Raw genomic sequence first — 17,787 nt, 5'->3', positions numbered from 1 at the left:
ATTCAAGAAAACGCCGCTCATTCGAGCGGCGTTTTTTTATGCGCGTAAAAAAGACCATTTAGCGGTTTTGTGCCTGAAACGAGCGATTTCGTTGTCGGAGGAGGCTGGTAGCGCTTTACCTTAAAAATGAAGGTGAAGTGAAATTATTTCATGCAAAACGTAAGGGAAAACCCTAAGGAAGATTAATAGTTCATTCCTAAAAAAAAGCACTTCTCCTAACCTTCCAGTAACCATTCTGGAGGCGCATTTATGCTGATTTTTGTTAAATCAATGGTCATTGGGCTGTGCATTGCAGCCCCTGTGGGGCCGATTGGGCTGCTGTGCATACAAAGAAGCCTCATGCAGGGATGGAGGGCTGGTTTCGCGACGGGATTGGGCGCGGCCACCGCCGATTCGATCTATGGTTTCATCGGGGCCCTGGGGGTCACCGCCATCATCGCGACGCTCATCAGCTTTAAACCTTGGTTGTGTATTTTTGGTGGTTTATTTCTCGCCTACATTGGCTACCAGACAATACGATCGAAGGGCGGCAAGACCGCCATGGCGGGCGAGCGGGCCAATATGCTCAAGGCCTACTCGACCACGCTGTTCCTGACCCTGTCGAACCCCATGACCATCTTGTCGTTTATCGCCATCTTTGCCGCGCTGAGTGATGGCATGGCCAGTGACCAAGGTGGCCAGCACGCTTTGTTGCCGATGGTGACCGGCATATTCCTGGGCTCGGCTGCCTGGTGGCTGGGGTTGAGCGGGTTCTCCTCCATTTTCAAGGCGCGAATTGCCGAATCGAAGCTGAAACTGATCAACTATTTTTCCGGGGCGACCATCACCCTGCTGGGGGCCTACCAGGTCGCCACGGGCGTCATGCTGGCCACGGCAACCTGATCGAAAACGCCAGGCAAGGCTTATCCCTCGTTTAACGATTAAGCCTTGGGCCGCAATCTGGACTCAACATACGCCCGGAAACGGCGGATCGCCTGGGTGACATCCGAGGCGGTGGCATTGCTGAATGAAAGCCTGACCTGATGAGTCGCTTCATCTGTCAGCGAGAATAGGCAGGTGGGGAACACGATCACCTTGAACTGCTTGGCGCATTCGCGCATGTCACAATATCTGAAGGCAAAAGGCAGTTGCATATTGATGAAGAAGCCGCCTGCCGGGTGATTCCAGCTGATCGTGCCTTGGGTGCCGACCTTGGGCGGGAACTCGCGCTCAAGGCATTCAAGCATGTGGTTTCTTTTCTTTATGTAGGACAACGCCCGGGTCTGGTTAAGCCCTTTCAGCGAGTAGTCGTTCTCGATCAGCAGGCCGGCGGCGACCGCTTGGCACAGGGCAGGGGTGTTGACGGTGATCAAGCTCTTGGCCTTGCACAGTCGGGAGCTGAATGAGACCTCGGCGCCCTCTGGAGCGACGACATAACCCATGCGCAATCCCGGAAAAATCGATTTGGCAAAGGAGCCCAGCAAGAACACCCGGCTGCTGTCGATGGACTTCATGGACGCAATGGCATCGCCTTCGTACCTGAAGTAGCGGTAGGCCGTGTCTTCAAGAATGAAAAAGTCCTTTTCACTGGCCAAGGCAAGCATGGCCCGCCTGCCGTGATAGGAAAGGCTGTCGGCGGTTGGATTGCTAAAATCGGGTATCACATAAAGTGCTTTGGTTTTTTCCCCCCTGGCCTCAAGTGCTTCGACGACGTTGCGCAGGGCGAGCGGATCGAGAAAGGTTGCCATAGGGACGGGGATAATCTTTATGCCCAGCAGTTTGGCGATGCCCGTGATCCCTGAAAATACCGGGTCAGGCACCAATAAAACCCCACCGCCTTCAAAGATAGACAGGAGCGTCAAGGTACAGGCTTCCTGGAACCCCATGCACACCACGATATTTTCAGGATTGGAAACGTCTATCTGTTCGTCCACCCGCAAGTGAGTGGCGAGTATCCCGTTGATGATTCCAGACGTTTTCCCATATTGGCAAAGCAGCGTCGCAAGTGATTGTTCGGTACCGGCGACGTGCTGTTTGTATTGGGCCAGCCCCCTGTCGATGAGCGCTGGGTCGCACTGCTGGTCATCGGGTCGCCCGGAGGCCAGAGAAATGGCCCCCGGATTTTCCTGGGCGATGGAATTCAAAAGGTGGATGACGTTCAGAGTGGGGTCTTCGAATATCGTATTTTCGAATGCGCTGGACACTTTCTATCTTCCATAAAAAAGCAACGAGCCATAGAAGGCTCGTTGCTTGTGATGACACCGCTACGCAGGATCTTTCTGATCGACCTTGCTTTCCATGGTTTCGAATGCCTGCAGCAGGTCCTCCTTGAGGTCTTCAAGATCCTCAAGGCCAAAGCACAATCGAACCAGGCCTTTCTCGATGCCCATGTCTGCTTTTTCCTGATCCGTCATCGAGGCGTGGCTGCCACTGAAGGGCTGGGCGACCATCGAGGTCACGCAGGCCATTCCGGTGCCCGTGCCAAACCATTTGAGCGCGTGGGTGAACGTTTTGTAGAAGGGAACCAGATCGGGCCGAATATCCACAAACACAATGCCGCCATAACCGGTCAATTGCTTGCCATCGATGCGGGGGTAATAGACGTGCTCGATAAAGGGCAGTTGCTGCAGGTAGTTGAGCATGCTTGCCGTTGTCTGGCTGTGTTTTTCCATGCGCAGGTTGAACGTCTGCATGCTTCTGCGCAGTAACCAGGCGCTATTGGGCGTCAATATCGTGCCTGAATAAAAGCGGCCCTCAAGGAGGCGGTTATAAATCGTCTCGTTGTTGACCAGCACCAGGCCGCCCATGACATCACTGTGGCCCGAAAAGTATTTGGTCGCGCTATAGAGGGAAATGTCAGCGCCGAAATTCAACGGCTTTTGAAATATCGGCGTGGCCCAGGTGTTGTCCACCACCACCAGCGCCTGCGGGTTGTTCTGCTTGACGGCCCTGCTGACGGCATGGATATCGATGTCTTTCAAAAACGGATTGGTCGGCGTTTCGAAGACGACCATGTCGACGTTCGCCGGCAAGGCCTTCAACCCTTCTGCCGTGGTGAGATCGAGGATCGTCAGGTGGGCGCCGATACGTGCTGCATACCGCTGGAACAATTTATAAGAGCAGCCGTAGATGTATTTGTTGATAACCAGCGAAGCGCCTGGTTTCAACAGTTCCAACACCATATAGATCGCGCTCATGCCGGTGCTGTAGGCCAGTGCGTATTCGCTGCCCTCCAGTGACGCGACGACCTGTTCCAGTTCAGTCACATTGGGGTTGGCTTTCCTCGAGTAGAAGAAGGCCGAGTCCGCGTTGAAGGCGCTGCACTGATAAATAGGTGTTACCGAAGGATGGGCGTCCCGGTCATCCACCTTGATGTGAAGTATTTCAGTAGACACTTTCATGCTTGGTTGACCAGTTTGATGACCTGTTCATACATGTTCTGCTTACCCCCATAACCGACGGTTGGAGTGATGTCGTTCTGCGAAATGCCGATCTCTTCAATCGACTCTGTGGGAAAGTGAGCCCTGTCGAATACTTCATGAAGGTTCGAGTTCACGCCGTTGGGGAGCCAGACCTCAGGACCGGTTTCATCGATGCGTGCCTTGGCAATGATGAATCGATAGCTTTCATGGGGCCGTAGGGTCAGTGATTTCCAATCGCTGTTGTGCCCGTCCGTATAATTGCGTCGCAAGTAGACGGTCTGTTCGAAGTCCTCGGTGTTCAGCACCTGGGCATGCAGCGACACGATGTCCCCGTGCCATTCGAACTTGCGTTTTTCATAAGCGCTCAGGGCCTCTTCCCGCAGCTCGACGGGGGCGTTCGCCTGGTGTTCGCCCAGCAGTTTGAAATGCGCATCGTGCCCGCATTCAGAGCAGCATCCCTTGCTGTCCAGGCCGATGATTTCAGCGTTCAATCCATAGCGGGTGACGAGCAGGGCGTTGCAGTGGTTGCAACGGGTATTGGTCCCCTCGACGTCATTCACATTACCCAGGTACACATGCTCGACGCCCATGCTCCGGGCAACGTCCCGGGCCTTCAGCAGCCTGTCCACGGGCGTGCGGATGCTGTTGCTCATTTTGTAGTCGGGGTGAAACCTGACGAAGTGCAGCGGCACGTTCGGACCCAATTCATCCAGGACCCACTGGCTGATTTTCCTGGCCGTTTCTTCGTCGTCGCTGATGTCGGTCACCATCAAGGTACTGACCTCGACGTATTTACCGGCGTCATAGACTTTCTTGATACCGGCCAGGACAGGCTCTACCCAGCCTGTGGTGACCTTGCGGTAGTACTCAGGGGAAATGGATTTGAGTGAAATCGAGAAAATATCAATGACCGGCAGTAATTCATCGATGGCTTCTTCGCTGATGAAGAATGCCGATTTATAGAGGTTGATCAGGCCCGCTTCCTTGGCCAGCTTTGCCGTGTCGAGGATGAATTCATGCCAGACGACGGGATCGTTATAGGTCCAGGAAATGACACGTATGCCGTGCTTGAGTGCAGTTTCCACCACCTGTTCGGGGGTGTAGTAGTAAACGTCCTTGTCGGTGACGTACTTGGCTTGCGATGTCTTCCAGTTATGACAGTAACCGCAGTTGAGCATGCAGCCGATATTGCCCAGGGACAGGATCCGCTCTCCGGGAGCAAAGTGGAAAACGGCTTCGGTTTCGATCGTCTCTTCGGTGCTGTGAACGCCCTTTCCATAGTTCAAGGTAACGAGCCTGCCGCCTCGGTTTCCGCGCACTTTGCAAAAACCTACCTTGCCCTCCTGTATGACACAGTTGCGTGGCGAAAGATGACACTTGACGACGCCTCCCGGGAGTATTTCTTCAAGTTTTGCCGGGCTGCTTTCCAAGGTCCAGTTTTTATTTTTAGTCGTGTCCATCTTCATTCCTCATCACGGAAGTTGCTATCAAAAGCATCGGTTAAAAAAATCGAGGCGAAACAATCCTGCCGCCCTGTAGGGCAGTCGTATGCAGTGGTTATCAGTAAGCCGATGAAGCGCTCATCAACCCATAGTTCTTGAGCGCAAAGCGCTTGGCGTTCATATTCATGAAAGGTTGGATAAGCGGGCCGATCACTAGCAGGAATGCAATTGTTCCAATACCGAAGGGTCCCCCTAACAGCCAGCCGCTGGAAAAGATGCCAACTTCAATGATCATCTTGGCTTTGGTAAATGACCAGTTCCATTTGGACACCATGGTCAGTACCACCAGGTCCATGATCCGGATGCCAATACCGCTCATGATGATCAAGGCGGATGAATAGGCGCACAACAGCAGCCCCGCCGCCAATAGCGAATAGGCATTCATTCGCGCAATCAAATACTCTCCGAGCCCCAGCCAGGACCAGAGATCAATCAACAGCCCGGTCAATGTCGTGGTGATAAAGGGGCTTATCGGCGGGTATTTTCTGTTCCAGAGCATCCACCATGTCAGGAAAAACAGCGACACGATGGCCGAGCAAACGCCCATGCCAAGCATCAATGTTTTATCGATCGAGATGATCAGGACGTCCAGAGGGTCAGTGCCCAATCGACTGATGATGAAACACTTGGCGCCCAGCGAAAAGAAGCTGACACCCAACAGGTACATGAGTATCTGGTCTTTCTTGAAATGCCGAATACTTAGGACTTGCGTGCCAATGTGCTGAATGAACGGGTAAGACTTTTTTCCACACTTTATCTTTTCATCTTCCATGCAAAGACCATCCCTGGAGAGAATATTTTATTATGCAGTGCGTCGCGCTAAAGAGCAGGGCTGTTGATGGCCCGGATTATTTTTGCGGGGTTCAGGCTGGAAATAGACTAGCGCCATGCTTTATTTTGGTGCATGCTTTTTTTAATGAAAAACGCAGGCTTTTCATTAAAATTTATACTTTTAACCGGGGTAAACGCACATGGATCGTATAGACGTCAAAATCCTGGGTAAGGTACAGGACTGTGGTCGCATTTCCATCACAGAGCTTTCCAAGCACGCGGGTCTTTCTATTCCTGCCACTAATGACAGGTTACGCAAACTTGAAGACTCCGGGGTCATCAAGGGCTATTGCGCTCAGTTGGATCCCACCAAGCTGGGCTACGGCATATCCGCTGTCGTCGGCATCACCACCCTCAAGCCGGCGAAGGCCAAATTGATATCGACGCTCACCGACATACCCGAAGTGGTCGAGTGCCTGCACATCACAGGGAACGACTCCTATCTGATCCGAATCTATGCCAGGTCCATGGCCGAGATCGAGGGCATCATTGCGAAGATCAATGTCTACGGTGAGACGCGGACCAGCATTGTCCTGTCCATTCCTATCGAGAGAAGAAAGCTTGCCCCGTGAGCCTGACGATCAACCCTCCAGGCTGTGCACCAGGTTTTCGATGGCTTCCAGGGCTGCCTCATCCGGGGGCGGCGGTCCAGCGTTTACGCTACGCATCTGGTACGCCAGCCGGTATTCGCTGGGCGTGCAGTTGGCGTACTGCTTGAAGGCGCGGGCGAAGTAGGACGGGTCCTTGAAGCCCGCCTCGTAGCCGATGCTGGTGATGGGCATCTGGCTGTTGTCGAGCAGTTCCTTGGCGAAACTCATGCGTTTGTTCAGCACGTAGTCGGTAAAGCCCAGCCCATTGGCCTCCTTGAACACCCGGCTGAAGCGAAACGTGGTCATGCCGCAACGCTTGGCGAGGTCGCGCTGGTCGATGCTGTCGCGAAAATGCTGGTCGATGTACAGCATGATGTGGCTGAGGGCCTGGTGTTTCTGATGCCCGGAGGTCAGGCGGATGCTGTCCGGCAGGGTCGGGGAGTGGTCGATCTGCGAGGTCGAGCCCCGGCCACCGGCCTGGCGGCGCAACTCGCACAACTGTGTCACTGCGGTCAGGTAACGCTTGCGTTCGGTGGTTGCGAGGGGAAGCACCATGTATTCCCAGACGCTTGAGCGCATGGCCCAGACGGCGAGCTCCTCGGAATGTTGCACCGTGAACATGGTGATGGGGATGGCCGGGACCGTGCGCTTGATGTCCAGCAACCGCCTCAGGCCCTGGGTGTCCGGGCGATCGAAATGGATGCAGATCATGTCGGCCTGCGCACCGGTGGGCAGCAGCGCGTTTTTCGCCACGACGCAGTCGCACGCCTGCTCGAACTGGCTGATGAGTTCCTGGGTGGAATGATCATGGGTCAGATCAAACCATAACAGCTTCGGCTTGCCAGTCAGATTCGACGCCATAGGACGACTACTCGGTGGTTCTTCCTGCCCGTTAGCTAGCAGTATTGCCAATGTGCTATCAGTTTGCCGAATTAATTTCTATAAGCCGCTCATCCTTTAGCGCCAGGCCTCTGCGGACGCCGTTCCAGCAGCCCAAAACCTCAAAAAATTGTCAGCCTGGACAATTTCGCGGCTGGCGCAAAAAAGTCCTAGCGATGTGCAAAATCCTCCTAACGACACCACCGGCCTCCTGACTAGGGTTGCATCAGGCAGTTCGCAATGTACTGCCTCTTTGAAAACAACCCCGATGAGGTGTGCGAAATGACTCTTCAAACTATCAAGGCTTCGGTACTGAAGTTCGCCAAAGATGAAGATGGCCTGACCATTGTGGAATACGCCGTTGCCGGTGGGTTGATCACGGTGGCCGTGGCCGCGATGTTCGTTTTGCTGGGCGGCGCCGTGAACACCCGGATTACCGCCCTCTGCGCCGCCGTCAAGGGCGCTGCCTGCTGACAACCGTTACGGGTGAGGCCCATCGAGGCGCCGGTTTCGGCTTTATTCGAAAAAGCTGTGCAGTACCTGCCAAGTGGGCTTCGCGCTGTTCTCCATCAGTCGTTTTATTACCGCTGAAGTGAGGTAAATCAGATGAAACTTCAAACAGTCAGAACGTCGATAGCCAAGTTCTTAAATGATGAAGATGGCCTGACCATTGTGGAATACGCGGTGGCCGGTGGACTGATAACGGTGGCGGTTGCCGCGATGTTCGTTCTATTGGGCGGTGAGGTGAACACTCGAATCACTGCGCTCTGTGCCGCGGTTAAAGGCGCTGCCTGCTAACCATAACCACCCTTAGGGAGACGCATCATGTCCATGGAATTGCTGATGTCGACGGTACTGCTGCTAGGACTGCTGGGTGTGGCGGTGGTGAGCGATCTGCGTCGCCACCGCATCCCCAACACGCTGGTCCTGTTGGGCCTGGCCCTGGGATTGTCCAGCCAGCTCTATATCGGTGGTATCGGCGGGCTGGGCGACGGCCTGTTGGGCATGCTGATCTGTTTCGCGCTGTTCCTGCCCATGTACGCCGTAGGTGGCATGGCCGCTGGCGACGTGAAGTTGATGACCATGGTCGGCAGTTTCCTGCCCTTTCATTTCGCACTGTGGGCGGCGCTGTTCAGCCTGATCGCCGGCGGTGTGTGCGGTTTCCTGATTGTCCTGGCCCGCGGCCAGTTGCTCCAGACCTTGCAGCGCTACTGGTTGTGCGTCCGGGCCCAGGCTTATCTGGCGCCGGCATCGGATGAAGTGGCCGGCAAACCCTTTCCTTACTCGATTGCGATCCTGATCGGCACTTTGAACAGCGTTTACTGGCAGTTGGTTGCCGGTGGCTGGGGAGTCTAGTCATGCACGTCATCAACGATAGCGATGCCTACCCCAGCGAACGGGAAGCCGTGCAACGCCTGGCGCCTCAACCGAGTTCGATTCGCGACACCGGCCTGACGGACAGTTTCCTTGGCGAACTGGTGTGCAAACACCTGCACGACGCCGGCGTGCTGGACATGTCGCGGCTGGTGGAACGCCTGGCCCTGACCGGCGCGGTGCTCGAAGAAGTGCTGGCGTTCCTGCGCAAGGACGGCCGGGTCGAAGTGCTCGGCCAGATGGGCCAGGCCGGTGGACAAACCCTGCGCTATGGCCTGACAGAACGCGGCCGCAGTTCCGCCCGCGACGCTCTGGCCCGCAGCGGCTACATCGGCGCCGCGCCGTTTCCAGTCAGCACCTACCGCTCGTTGATCAAGATCCAGACCATCCACCACGGTCGCATTACCGCCAAGGACATGAACCACGCCCTGGCCGGCATGGTGCTCAGCCAAGGCATGCTCGATCAATTGGGCGTCGCGCTCAATTCGGGGCGGGCGATCATGATCTACGGTCCGGCGGGCACCGGCAAAACCTACGTCAGCAGCCGTTTGATCCGGTTGTTCGCCGAGGCCATCTGGGTGCCTCATGCCATCGTCATCAACGAGTCGGTGATCGAGATCTACGACCCGCAGGTGCATCAACGCCTGGATGACAGCAGCCAAACGAACAACCTGATGCTCAACGAAGGCATCGACCGTCGACTGTTGTGCTGCAAACGCCCGATTGTCATCACCGGCGGCGAGTTGAGCATGGAACAGCTGGACGTGCGCTACGACCCGTTCACCCGGCAATACCAGGCCGCCCTGCAACTCAAGGCCAGCAACGGCCTGTTCATCATCGACGACATGGGCCGCCAGCGCATGGCCCCGGCCGAGCTGCTCAATCGCTGGATCGTGCCGATGGAAGAAAAACGCGACTTCATCAACCTGGGCGGTGGGCGGCACTGCGAGCTGCCGTTCGACCTGGTGCTGGTGTTTTCCACCAACCTCAATCCCCTCGAATTGGCGGACGAGGCTTTCCTGCGGCGCATCGGCTACAAGGTCCAGTTCGGTTATCTCAAGCCCGACGAATACGAGCGCATCTGGCGCCAGGAGTGCGAACGCCTGGGCATCCCTTATGACCCGCTGCTGGTGCGCTATGTGCTGCAACGGCTGTATGCAAGCGAAGGCATGCCCCTGGTGCCTTGCCATCCCCGCGACCTGTTGAACATGGCGCTCGATCGCCAGCGTTACCTGGGCGGTTCCGGGCCCCTGTTGCCGCAAGAGCTGGAATGGGCCTGGCACAACTACTTCGTTCAGCTCGACTTCCTTTGATCTGGAGATACCGACATGAGCTCTCGTACGCTTCCGCTGATAGGCGTTTCCCTGGTAATGGGCCTTGGTGCCGCATGGATGGCTGACTCCTGGCTGAGCGCGCGACTCAACGCGACCCCCGATGATCACTTGCGAAGCGTGGTGGTCGCGACGGTGGAAATCCCCTTCGGGCAAATGGTCGAGGCCCAGCAGGTCACGACCGTGCGCATGCCCATGGACACGATTCCGGACGATGCTTTCGACAGCAGCGAAAAGGCCGTGGGCAAGATCGCCACGTTCGACATCCTGCGTGGCGACATCGTGCGAGGTGCTCGTTTGAGCGAACACTTGGGCGGCAGCACCCTGGCCTCGCTGATCGCGCCGGACAAACGGGCCATCTCGGTACGCGTGGATGATGTGGTCGGTGTCGGCGGCTTCCTGCTGCCCGGCAACCGGGTCGATGTGCTGGCGACCAAGACCACCAACGCCGGCAGCAACAATGCGACGTCCCGGACCCTCCTGGAAAACCTGCGGGTGCTGGCCGTGGACCAGACCGCGGGCACGGACAAGACGCAACCGGTGGTGGTGCGGGCCGTGACACTGGAAATGTCCGCCAGTGAAGCGGAACTGCTGGTCACCGCGCAAACCGAGGGCAAGCTGCAACTGGCCCTTCGCAACCCCCTGAACCTGGAGAAAAAAGCCGTGGCCGTCGCGCCGCCAGCCCCTGCGCCGGTCATGGCGGTGGCCGCTGCCCCGGTGCCAAGGCCAATGGTGCAACGCAGTGTTCGGCCTCAGGGCGGCGCGATCACGCTGATCCGTGGCGTTGAAAGCAGTGTGGTCAATGTCCGCTGAATGACGTCCCTGTCCCCGGCCCCACAGGGCAGGGCGATACCGATCCTCAACGCTGTAGATGAGGGCTCGATGATGAATGCCAAGATCCGGCAGCCGTTGACGCTGCCACGACGCCAGGGAGGGGCGGTAAGTGTACTGATGGTGATCGCCATGGCGGCCATTGCCATGATGGCGGCGCTGGCCCTTGACGGCGGACATATGCTGCTGAACAAGACCCGCCTGCAAAACGCCGTGGATGCCGCGGCCCTGGGGGGCGCCAAGACCCTGAGCCAGGTCAAGGGCAGCATGAACATGGCCAGCACGACCCGCACGGCGGCCCTGGACACGCTGAGCAGAAATGCCAGCGCCGCGGGCAACACGGAACTGGCCACCGCTGTCGCTGGCAACCCGGGCTCGTTTGCCGTGGTTGAATTGTCCAGCAGCGTCTACGGCCCATTCTCTTACCCCGGCCCGAGCGACGCCAAGTACGTGCGGGTTTCGGTGGCCAACTATCAACTCAACGGTTTTTTCTGGAGCTTCGTCCAGTCGATGGGCAGCGGCAGTCTGGGCAGCAAAGCCGTGGCGGCCATCGCCACCGCCGGCCCCAGCCCCACGTCGCCCTGTGACGTGGCGCCCCTGATGGTCTGTGGCGATCCCGGCCAATATGACCCGTCTGCCGGGAATTTCTGGAGCTATCGCTTCGGTGACCTGGTGGTGCTGAAGACGGCGGCGGGAAACACCTCGCCCATCGGGCCTGGCAATTTCCAATTGCTCGATTTTGGCTCCGGCGGCAGTTCGGTGCGTGAGGACCTGGCGGGTGGCGGTTCGGTCTGCCGTACGGTCGGGGATAACGTCCAGACTTCCCCCGGCAACACCGTCGGTCCGGCGTCCCAAGGCTTGAACACACGCTTCGGCATCTACAACGGCCCGGTCAGCGCGTCCAACTACCCACCGGACCTGGTCACCTCGTCAAGCTCGCCAGCGATGACCTACAACGACACGCTCGGCCAGGCGCAATACAAAGGCAAGCCCGTCACGTCGAGCGGCGGCGATCTCTCGGCGGGCGGCGAGGCGATAGCGGACTACAACGATTGGCGTACCCAGGTCGCCGCCTGCGTGGGCGGGAGCGGCAGTGGCTGCCAAAGCAACGGCGTCTTCGAGCGTCGGATGCTGAAAATCGTGGTGGGTAATTGCACCGGCAAACAGGGTGGTTCAAGCACCATCCCCGTGTTGGGGTTCGGCTGTTATTTCGTCGTGCAGCCCATGAATGGCGGCGGTACCCAGTCGCAGATATTCGGTCAGTTCGTCCACGAATGCGAAGGCGACAACGTGCCTGGCCCGACACCCAGCAGCGACGCCGGTCCGCAGATCATCCAGCTCTACAAGACCTATATCAATGGCAGCGGCACGCCGAGCACAGACTCGTAGGAGGCGTCATGAAACTTGCCCCGTTCAAATCACCCCGGGCCCAGCAAGGCGTCGCGCTGGTGGAGTTCACCCTGGTGCTGCCGGTGTTGCTGTTGCTGTTGCTGGCCTTCGGCGAGTTCGGCCGCATGCTGTACCAATACAACGTGCTGTTGCAGGCCAGCCGCGACGCCGACCGCTTCGTCGCCAGCCAGGCCTGGAATTCCACCCTTGGCGCGGTTTCCCTGAGCAGCACGTTGCAGACCCAGACGAAAAACGTCGCGGTGTATGGCGTGCCCAGTGCTTCCGGCACTGCCGTGGTGTCGGGGTTGACCACGGCGAACGTGCAGGTTGTCGCCGAGGGCACCAGCCATGTACGCGTCACCATCACCTACACCTTCTGCCCGGTGATTGGCGCGGGCAGTTGCACCGGTTCGATCCCCGGCTTCTTCGGCAGCGCCATTGCGCTGGGCATCCCGCTGGTAGCGACCACTGTCATGAGGGCGCTGTGATGAATCGCAAGCAGATGCACGGCACCTATATCGTCGAGTTCGCCTTCGTTGGCCTGCTGGTGTTCACCCTGCTGTTCGGTGTGCTGGAAATGGGCCGGTTGTATTTCACCGTCAACGCCCTCGATGAAGCCGCACGGCGTGGTGCGCGCCTGGCGGCGGTGTGCAACATCAGCGATCCGGTGATCCTGCGCCGGGCGATTTTCAACGCCGCGACGGATTCAGGCACCAGCCAACTGATCAGCAGCCTGACCACCGCGAACCTGGCGCTGACTTACCTGGACGTCGACGGGGCCGTGGTGGCGAACCCCAGCGATACCTCCGGCAGCACGGGATTCCGGGCCATCCGCTATGTCCGGCTGAGCCTGCAGAATTTCGTTTTCAACCTGTTCATTCCCGGACTGGGCGTGCCCATTACCTTGCCCACTTTCAGGGCGACGTTGCCACGCGAAAGCCTAGGGCGTCATTCCGATTCAGGGGAGATCACACCATGCTGAACACCCGGGAAACTCCGCTCACAAGCGCCACCGGCAAGGCCGGGCTGCGAATATTGATCAGCAGCCGCGATGCTGGGTCCCTGCGCGATCTGCAGTGCGTCTGCCAGCGCATGCCCGGCCTTGAAGTGAGCACGCGCCTGGTCAGCAATGGCCATGTCGATCCGCTCTACGGCCTGGACCGGATGCCCGATCTGCTGCTGTTGCGGGTCAGCCATTTGTGGCGCGAGGAACTGTCGGCGCTGCTGCAACGGCCGGCCCATGAGCGTCCGGCGATGCTGGTGTGCGGTCTGTTGGGCGAGCAGGAAGGCATGCGCCTGGCGATGCAGGCGGGTGCGCGAGACGTGTTGCCCGAGCCTTTCGCCGATGCCGAACTGGTGGCGGCCCTGAATCGCCTGGTGGCGGAAGTGCGCCTCGGCAATGGGAACGAGGGCAAGTTGGTCGCGGTGATCAGCGCCAAGGGCGGCTCCGGCGGCACGCTGGTGGCATGCAACCTGGCCCAGCAACTCAGCGCCCGTTCAGGCAATACCTTGTTGCTGGACATGGACCTGCAGTTCGGCAGCGTGACCCATTACCTGGATGTCGCCCAATCCCACAGCCACCTGGAAGTGCTGCAACAAGTCGAAGACATGGACAGCGTGGCATTGCGAGGCTTCTGCAGTCACTTCAGCCCGACGTTGCATGTGTTGGGTGGCCGCGCCGGTGAATTGTGCCTGCCCCAGGATGCCCAGCCGGAACAGCTCGACGCACTCTTGCAACTGGCCCGCACCAGCTATGACTGGATTGTGGTGGACTTGCCCCGGCAGATCGATCACCTCACCGGCTCCGTCCTTGAACAGGTGGACCGGGTCTACGTGGTGGTGCAACAGAGCGTCAGTCACCTGCGTGACGCCAGCGCCCTGGTGCGGATCCTTCGCGAAGACCTCGGCGTGCGCGGCGACCAGCTGCAGATCGTAGTCAACCGCTACGACAAGTCCGCCGCGGTCAGCCTCAAGGACATCGGCGAAGCCCTGCGTTGCCCGAACATTTCGAAACTGCCCAATGACTTCAACCTGGTCAGCCAGAGTCAGAACACTGGCGTGCCATTGGGACTGCATGCGCCAAAGGCGGCCATCACCGCCGCGTTGCGCGATTTGACCGAAGACCTGGTCGGTCATCAGATGGCGGCAGGCAAAGGCCTGCTCAAACGCGCCTTCAACCGTTTCTTCGGGGGATGACCCATGATCAGCGACTTCCGCAACCGCTTGCGCAAACAACCCGGCAAAACCGGTGCTTCAATGGCCGCCCAGCAAGGTGACGGCCAGCCAGACTCTGCCGAAGAGTTGATGGCCTGGGAGCACGCCGTTCCCGATGTGCCTTATGAAACCCGCACCCAGGTCACCCCGGTGGAAGCCGAGTGGCGGGAAAAGATCTACCAGCAGTTGCTCAAGGTGATGGACCTGTCCTTGCTCGATGCCCTCGAACAAGTCGAGGCCACGCGGCAGATCCGCGATATTTGCCAGCGCTTGCTTGAAGAACATTCGGCGCCGGTGAGTACAGCGAGCCGGCAGTTGATCATCAAGCAGATCACCGATGAAGTGCTGGGGCTCGGCCCGTTGGAACCGCTGCTGGCCGACCACAGCGTGTCCGATATCCTGGTCAACGGTTTTTCGTCGGTCTACGTCGAGCGCTTCGGCAAGCTGCAACGCACCGACGTGCGCTTCCGGGATGACCAGCATTTGCTGAACATCATCGACCGCATCGTTTCCAGCCTTGGGCGGCGCATCGATGAGTCCTCGCCGTTGGTGGACGCCCGGCTCAAGGACGGTTCGCGGGTGAACGCGATCATCCCGCCGCTGGCCATCGACGGCCCGAGCATGTCGATCCGGCGCTTTGCCGTGGACCTGCTCAACACCGACAGCCTGATCCAGGTGGGCACCATGACACCGGCCATTGCCTTGCTGCTCAAGGCCATTGTCCGCGGGCGCTTGAACGTGTTGATCTCCGGCGGGACCGGCAGCGGCAAGACCACCATGCTCAACGTGCTGTCGAGTTTCATCCCGCATAACGAACGGATCGTCACCATCGAGGATTCGGCCGAACTGCAACTGCAACAACCCCACGTCGTGCGCCTGGAAACCCGGCCGTCGAACATCGAGGGGCGAGGCGAGGTGAGTCAGCGCGAACTCGTGCGCAACAGCCTGCGGATGCGCCCGGATCGCATTGTCATCGGCGAGGTGCGTGGCGCCGAAGCACTGGACATGCTCACGGCGATGAACACCGGCCACGACGGTTCGCTGACCACCATTCACGCCAACACCGCCCGTGATGCGTTGGGTCGCGTCGAAAACATGGTGTCGATGACCGGGGCGACTTTTCCGATCAAGGCAATGCGTCAACAAATTGCCTCGGCCATCGATGTGGTGATCCAGTTGGAGCGTCAAGAAGACGGCAAGCGTCGCGTCACCAGCATGCAAGAGATCAACGGCATGGAAGGGGAGGTCATCACCATGACCGAAATCTTCTCTTTTGCGCGCCACGGAATCGGTGAGCACGGCGAGGTCCTGGGTGAGTACAAGCCCAGTGGCATGATCCCGGCCTTTCGCGATGTACTGGCCAAGCGCGGCATCGAATTGCCGCTGAGTATGTTCCGTCCTGAATGGATGGAGGGCCGGCAATCATGAAAGGTATCCCGGGCGAATTCATCCTGATTTTCCTCGGCATGGTGTTTATCGCCGTGTTCCTGCTGTCCCAGGGCGTGGTGGTGCCGGTGTTCGGCGAGGCCGGGAAAATGCGCAAGCGCATTCGCGGTCGCCTGCACGTCCTGGAGAAAGCCAACCACTTGCCCAACATGCAGACGGTCCTGCGGCAAAAGTACCTGACGCGCCTGTCCCCCTTGGAGGCCCGGCTGGAACAGCTGCCGTTCATGGCCAACCTGACCCAGTTGATCGAGCAGGCCGGCCATGAGTACCGGGCCTATCGAGTGATGCTGCTTGGCTTGGCCATTGGCGTGGCGATGGGTGCCTTGGTGCTGATGGTCTGGCCGATCTGGTGGGTGGCGCTGTTGGTGGCGTTTGCCGTGGCCTGGCTGCCGGTGCTGAAGATCATGCGCGATCGCAACAAGCGTTTTGCCGCGTTCGAGGAAGGTTTGCCCGACGCCCTGGATGCCATGTGCCGGGCCTTGCGCGCAGGCCATCCCTTCAACGAAACCCTGCGCCTGGTCGCCGAGGAGCACAAGGGGCCGGTCGCCCAGGAATTCGGCATGACCTTTTCCGACATCAACTATGGCAACGACGTGCGCAGGGCCATGCTCGGCCTGCTGGAGCGCATGCCGAGCATGACCGTGATGATGCTGGTGACGTCGATCCTGATCCACCGCGAGACCGGCGGCAACCTGACCGAAGTGCTGGAGCGCCTGAGCCGGTTGATCCGCGGGCGTTTCCGTTTCCAGCGCAAGGTCCGGACGCTGTCGGCCGAAGGGCGCATGTCCGCCTGGGTGCTGGTGGCGATTCCTTTCGTGCTGGCGATCGCCATCGTGGTGACCAGCCCCAGTTACATGCCGGTACTGGTCAATGATCCCATCGGTCACAAGCTGATCATCGGCGCGTTCTGCGCCATGTTGGTGGGGATTTTCTGGATCCGGAAGATCATCCGGATCCAGGTCTAACGCTGTTGCGCCCAGAGGTATCGGTCATGGACTTTTTGCTCGGGTTGTTCAGTCGATTCACCGGGAACGAGGAGCTCGCGCGCCTGCTGTTCGTCACCGTGATTGGCGTCAGTACGGTGTTGGCTGCCGGTGCCGTCATGCTGATGATGCTGGGCCTGCAGGACCCGGTGCAGCGCCGGCTGGCGTTGATCAAGCGCGGTTATGCCGGCAGCGCGGCGGGGCAGGAGGCCCCTGGTAACTTGCAATTGTTACTGGAGCGAGTCGGCCAGCGTTTTGCCTCGGCCGACGCGACCCAGACGTCCGCTACCCAGATGTTGCTGACCCACGCCGGTTATCGATCCGCTTCGGCGGTGCAGATGTACTGGGCCGTGCGCCTGATGCTGCCCCTGGTGATGATCGGCGTTGCTTTGCTGCTGCTGCCGATGGTCAAGGTCTCACTGGCCATCGGCCTGCTGGCGGTGGTCCTCATGGCGGGCATTGGTTGGCTGGTGCCGGCGCTCTATGTCGGCAAGCGCAAGAACGCGCGGCAAGGCCGGCTGCGCGCGGCATTTCCGGATGCGCTGGACTTGATGGTGGTCTGCGTCGAATCGGGCCTGGCCCTGCCCACCACCATCGAACGGGTGGCTGAAGAAATGTCCGTCAGCCAGGTCGAGCTGGCCGAGGAACTGGCGCTGGTCAACGCGCAGATCCGCGCGGGCATCACCAGCACGGAGGCGCTCAAACAACTGGCCGTGCGCACCGGCCTGGAGGACATCCAGGGCCTGGTCAGCCTGTTGGCGCAAAGTATCCGTTTCGGCACCAGCGTGGCCGATACCCTGCGCATCTACGCCGATGAGTTTCGCGACCGGCGTACCCAGGCTGCTGAGGAAATGGGCGCCAAAATCGGCACCAAACTGATCTTCCCGCTGATCTTCTGCCTGTGGCCGAGCTTCTTCCTGGTCGCCATCGGCCCGGCCATGATCGGCGTGTTCAGGGCTTTCGGGAATATGTAGAAGGGCTGGACTGCTGAAGAACCTGTGGGAGCGAGCCTGCTC

General features: G+C 59.0%; 19 protein-coding genes. 14 read left to right on the top strand and 5 right to left on the bottom strand.

Features of this window, described 5'->3' with window-relative positions:
* The first annotated feature begins 249 nt into the window (after positions 1 to 249).
* On the top strand, positions 250 to 882 hold the full coding sequence (locus OC610_RS07775; protein WP_264427291.1) for a LysE family translocator: 633 nt from the start codon (positions 250 to 252) through the stop codon (positions 880 to 882).
* Between the two features lie 38 nt (positions 883 to 920).
* Here OC610_RS07775 and OC610_RS07770 read toward each other — a convergent pair whose 3' ends face one another.
* From OC610_RS07770 to OC610_RS07755, 4 genes are all read right to left on the bottom strand, one after another.
* Complete coding sequence (locus OC610_RS07770; protein WP_264427290.1) at positions 921 to 2,183, bottom strand: aminotransferase-like domain-containing protein; 1,263 nt, start codon at positions 2,181 to 2,183, stop codon at positions 921 to 923.
* A 60-nt stretch (positions 2,184 to 2,243) separates the two neighbouring features.
* On the bottom strand, positions 2,244 to 3,380 hold the full coding sequence (locus tag OC610_RS07765; RefSeq protein ID WP_264427289.1) for a trans-sulfuration enzyme family protein: 1,137 nt from the start codon (positions 3,378 to 3,380) through the stop codon (positions 2,244 to 2,246).
* The gene (gene amrS, locus OC610_RS07760) at positions 3,377 to 4,861 is read right to left on the bottom strand and encodes an AmmeMemoRadiSam system radical SAM enzyme (protein WP_264427293.1); all 1,485 of its coding nucleotides are present in this window, start codon (positions 4,859 to 4,861) and stop codon (positions 3,377 to 3,379) included. The genes OC610_RS07765 and amrS overlap by 4 nt, the downstream gene beginning before the upstream one ends.
* Before the next feature lie 100 nt (positions 4,862 to 4,961).
* Positions 4,962 to 5,675 (bottom strand): YczE/YyaS/YitT family protein, encoded by a 714-nt coding sequence (locus OC610_RS07755; RefSeq protein WP_264427288.1) that lies wholly within the window; start codon positions 5,673 to 5,675, stop codon positions 4,962 to 4,964.
* A gap of 199 nt (positions 5,676 to 5,874) precedes the next feature.
* On the opposite strand from OC610_RS07755, the gene OC610_RS07750 reads away from it, so the two are divergent.
* Positions 5,875 to 6,306, top strand: a complete 432-nt coding sequence (locus OC610_RS07750) for an Lrp/AsnC family transcriptional regulator (protein WP_264427287.1) — start codon at positions 5,875 to 5,877, stop codon at positions 6,304 to 6,306.
* 9 nt (positions 6,307 to 6,315) lie between these two features.
* Here the strand turns inward: OC610_RS07750 and OC610_RS07745 are convergent, their stop codons facing one another.
* On the bottom strand, positions 6,316 to 7,185 hold the full coding sequence (locus OC610_RS07745; RefSeq protein ID WP_264427286.1) for a response regulator transcription factor: 870 nt from the start codon (positions 7,183 to 7,185) through the stop codon (positions 6,316 to 6,318).
* Between the two features lie 300 nt (positions 7,186 to 7,485).
* Between OC610_RS07745 and OC610_RS07740 the strand changes: the two genes are divergently transcribed.
* The 12 genes from OC610_RS07740 to OC610_RS07685 all read left to right on the top strand — a co-directional run bounded on the left by OC610_RS07740 (position 7,486) and on the right by OC610_RS07685 (position 17,745).
* On the top strand, positions 7,486 to 7,677 hold the full coding sequence (locus OC610_RS07740; RefSeq protein ID WP_030138367.1) for a Flp family type IVb pilin: 192 nt from the start codon (positions 7,486 to 7,488) through the stop codon (positions 7,675 to 7,677).
* A 132-nt stretch (positions 7,678 to 7,809) separates the two neighbouring features.
* Entirely contained in the window at positions 7,810 to 8,001 is a 192-nt protein-coding gene (locus tag OC610_RS07735; RefSeq protein ID WP_264427285.1) for a Flp family type IVb pilin, read from the top strand.
* A 27-nt stretch (positions 8,002 to 8,028) separates the two neighbouring features.
* Entirely contained in the window at positions 8,029 to 8,559 is a 531-nt protein-coding gene (locus OC610_RS07730; protein ID WP_264427284.1) for an A24 family peptidase, read from the top strand.
* Between the two features lie 2 nt (positions 8,560 to 8,561).
* Positions 8,562 to 9,890 (top strand): P-loop NTPase family protein, encoded by a 1,329-nt coding sequence (locus OC610_RS07725; RefSeq protein ID WP_264427283.1) that lies wholly within the window; start codon positions 8,562 to 8,564, stop codon positions 9,888 to 9,890.
* 15 nt (positions 9,891 to 9,905) lie between these two features.
* Complete coding sequence (gene cpaB, locus OC610_RS07720; protein WP_258649993.1) at positions 9,906 to 10,721, top strand: Flp pilus assembly protein CpaB; 816 nt, start codon at positions 9,906 to 9,908, stop codon at positions 10,719 to 10,721.
* A gap of 69 nt (positions 10,722 to 10,790) precedes the next feature.
* Positions 10,791 to 12,128: a Tad domain-containing protein gene (locus OC610_RS07715; protein WP_264427292.1), complete on the top strand. Its 1,338-nt coding sequence runs from the start codon at positions 10,791 to 10,793 to the stop codon at positions 12,126 to 12,128.
* An 8-nt stretch (positions 12,129 to 12,136) separates the two neighbouring features.
* Positions 12,137 to 12,616: a TadE/TadG family type IV pilus assembly protein gene (locus tag OC610_RS07710; protein ID WP_264427282.1), complete on the top strand. Its 480-nt coding sequence runs from the start codon at positions 12,137 to 12,139 to the stop codon at positions 12,614 to 12,616.
* Complete coding sequence (locus OC610_RS07705) at positions 12,616 to 13,110, top strand: TadE family protein (RefSeq protein ID WP_264427281.1); 495 nt, start codon at positions 12,616 to 12,618, stop codon at positions 13,108 to 13,110. Before OC610_RS07710 ends, OC610_RS07705 begins: the two co-directional genes overlap by 1 nt.
* Positions 13,104 to 14,324: an AAA family ATPase gene (locus OC610_RS07700; RefSeq protein ID WP_264427280.1), complete on the top strand. Its 1,221-nt coding sequence runs from the start codon at positions 13,104 to 13,106 to the stop codon at positions 14,322 to 14,324. Before OC610_RS07705 ends, OC610_RS07700 begins: the two co-directional genes overlap by 7 nt.
* A gap of 3 nt (positions 14,325 to 14,327) precedes the next feature.
* Positions 14,328 to 15,770: a CpaF family protein gene (locus OC610_RS07695; RefSeq protein WP_264427279.1), complete on the top strand. Its 1,443-nt coding sequence runs from the start codon at positions 14,328 to 14,330 to the stop codon at positions 15,768 to 15,770.
* Positions 15,767 to 16,753, top strand: a complete 987-nt coding sequence (locus tag OC610_RS07690) for a type II secretion system F family protein (RefSeq protein ID WP_264427278.1) — start codon at positions 15,767 to 15,769, stop codon at positions 16,751 to 16,753. The genes OC610_RS07695 and OC610_RS07690 overlap by 4 nt, the downstream gene beginning before the upstream one ends.
* A gap of 26 nt (positions 16,754 to 16,779) precedes the next feature.
* On the top strand, positions 16,780 to 17,745 hold the full coding sequence (locus OC610_RS07685; RefSeq protein ID WP_264427277.1) for a type II secretion system F family protein: 966 nt from the start codon (positions 16,780 to 16,782) through the stop codon (positions 17,743 to 17,745).
* The last annotated feature ends 42 nt before the right edge of the window (positions 17,746 to 17,787 follow it).

Source organism: Pseudomonas agronomica (assembly GCF_025917275.1).
Lineage (GTDB): Bacteria > Pseudomonadota > Gammaproteobacteria > Pseudomonadales > Pseudomonadaceae > Aquipseudomonas > Aquipseudomonas agronomica.
Note: the sequence above shows the minus strand (reverse complement) of the source record. Positions and strands in the feature narration are given on the sequence as shown.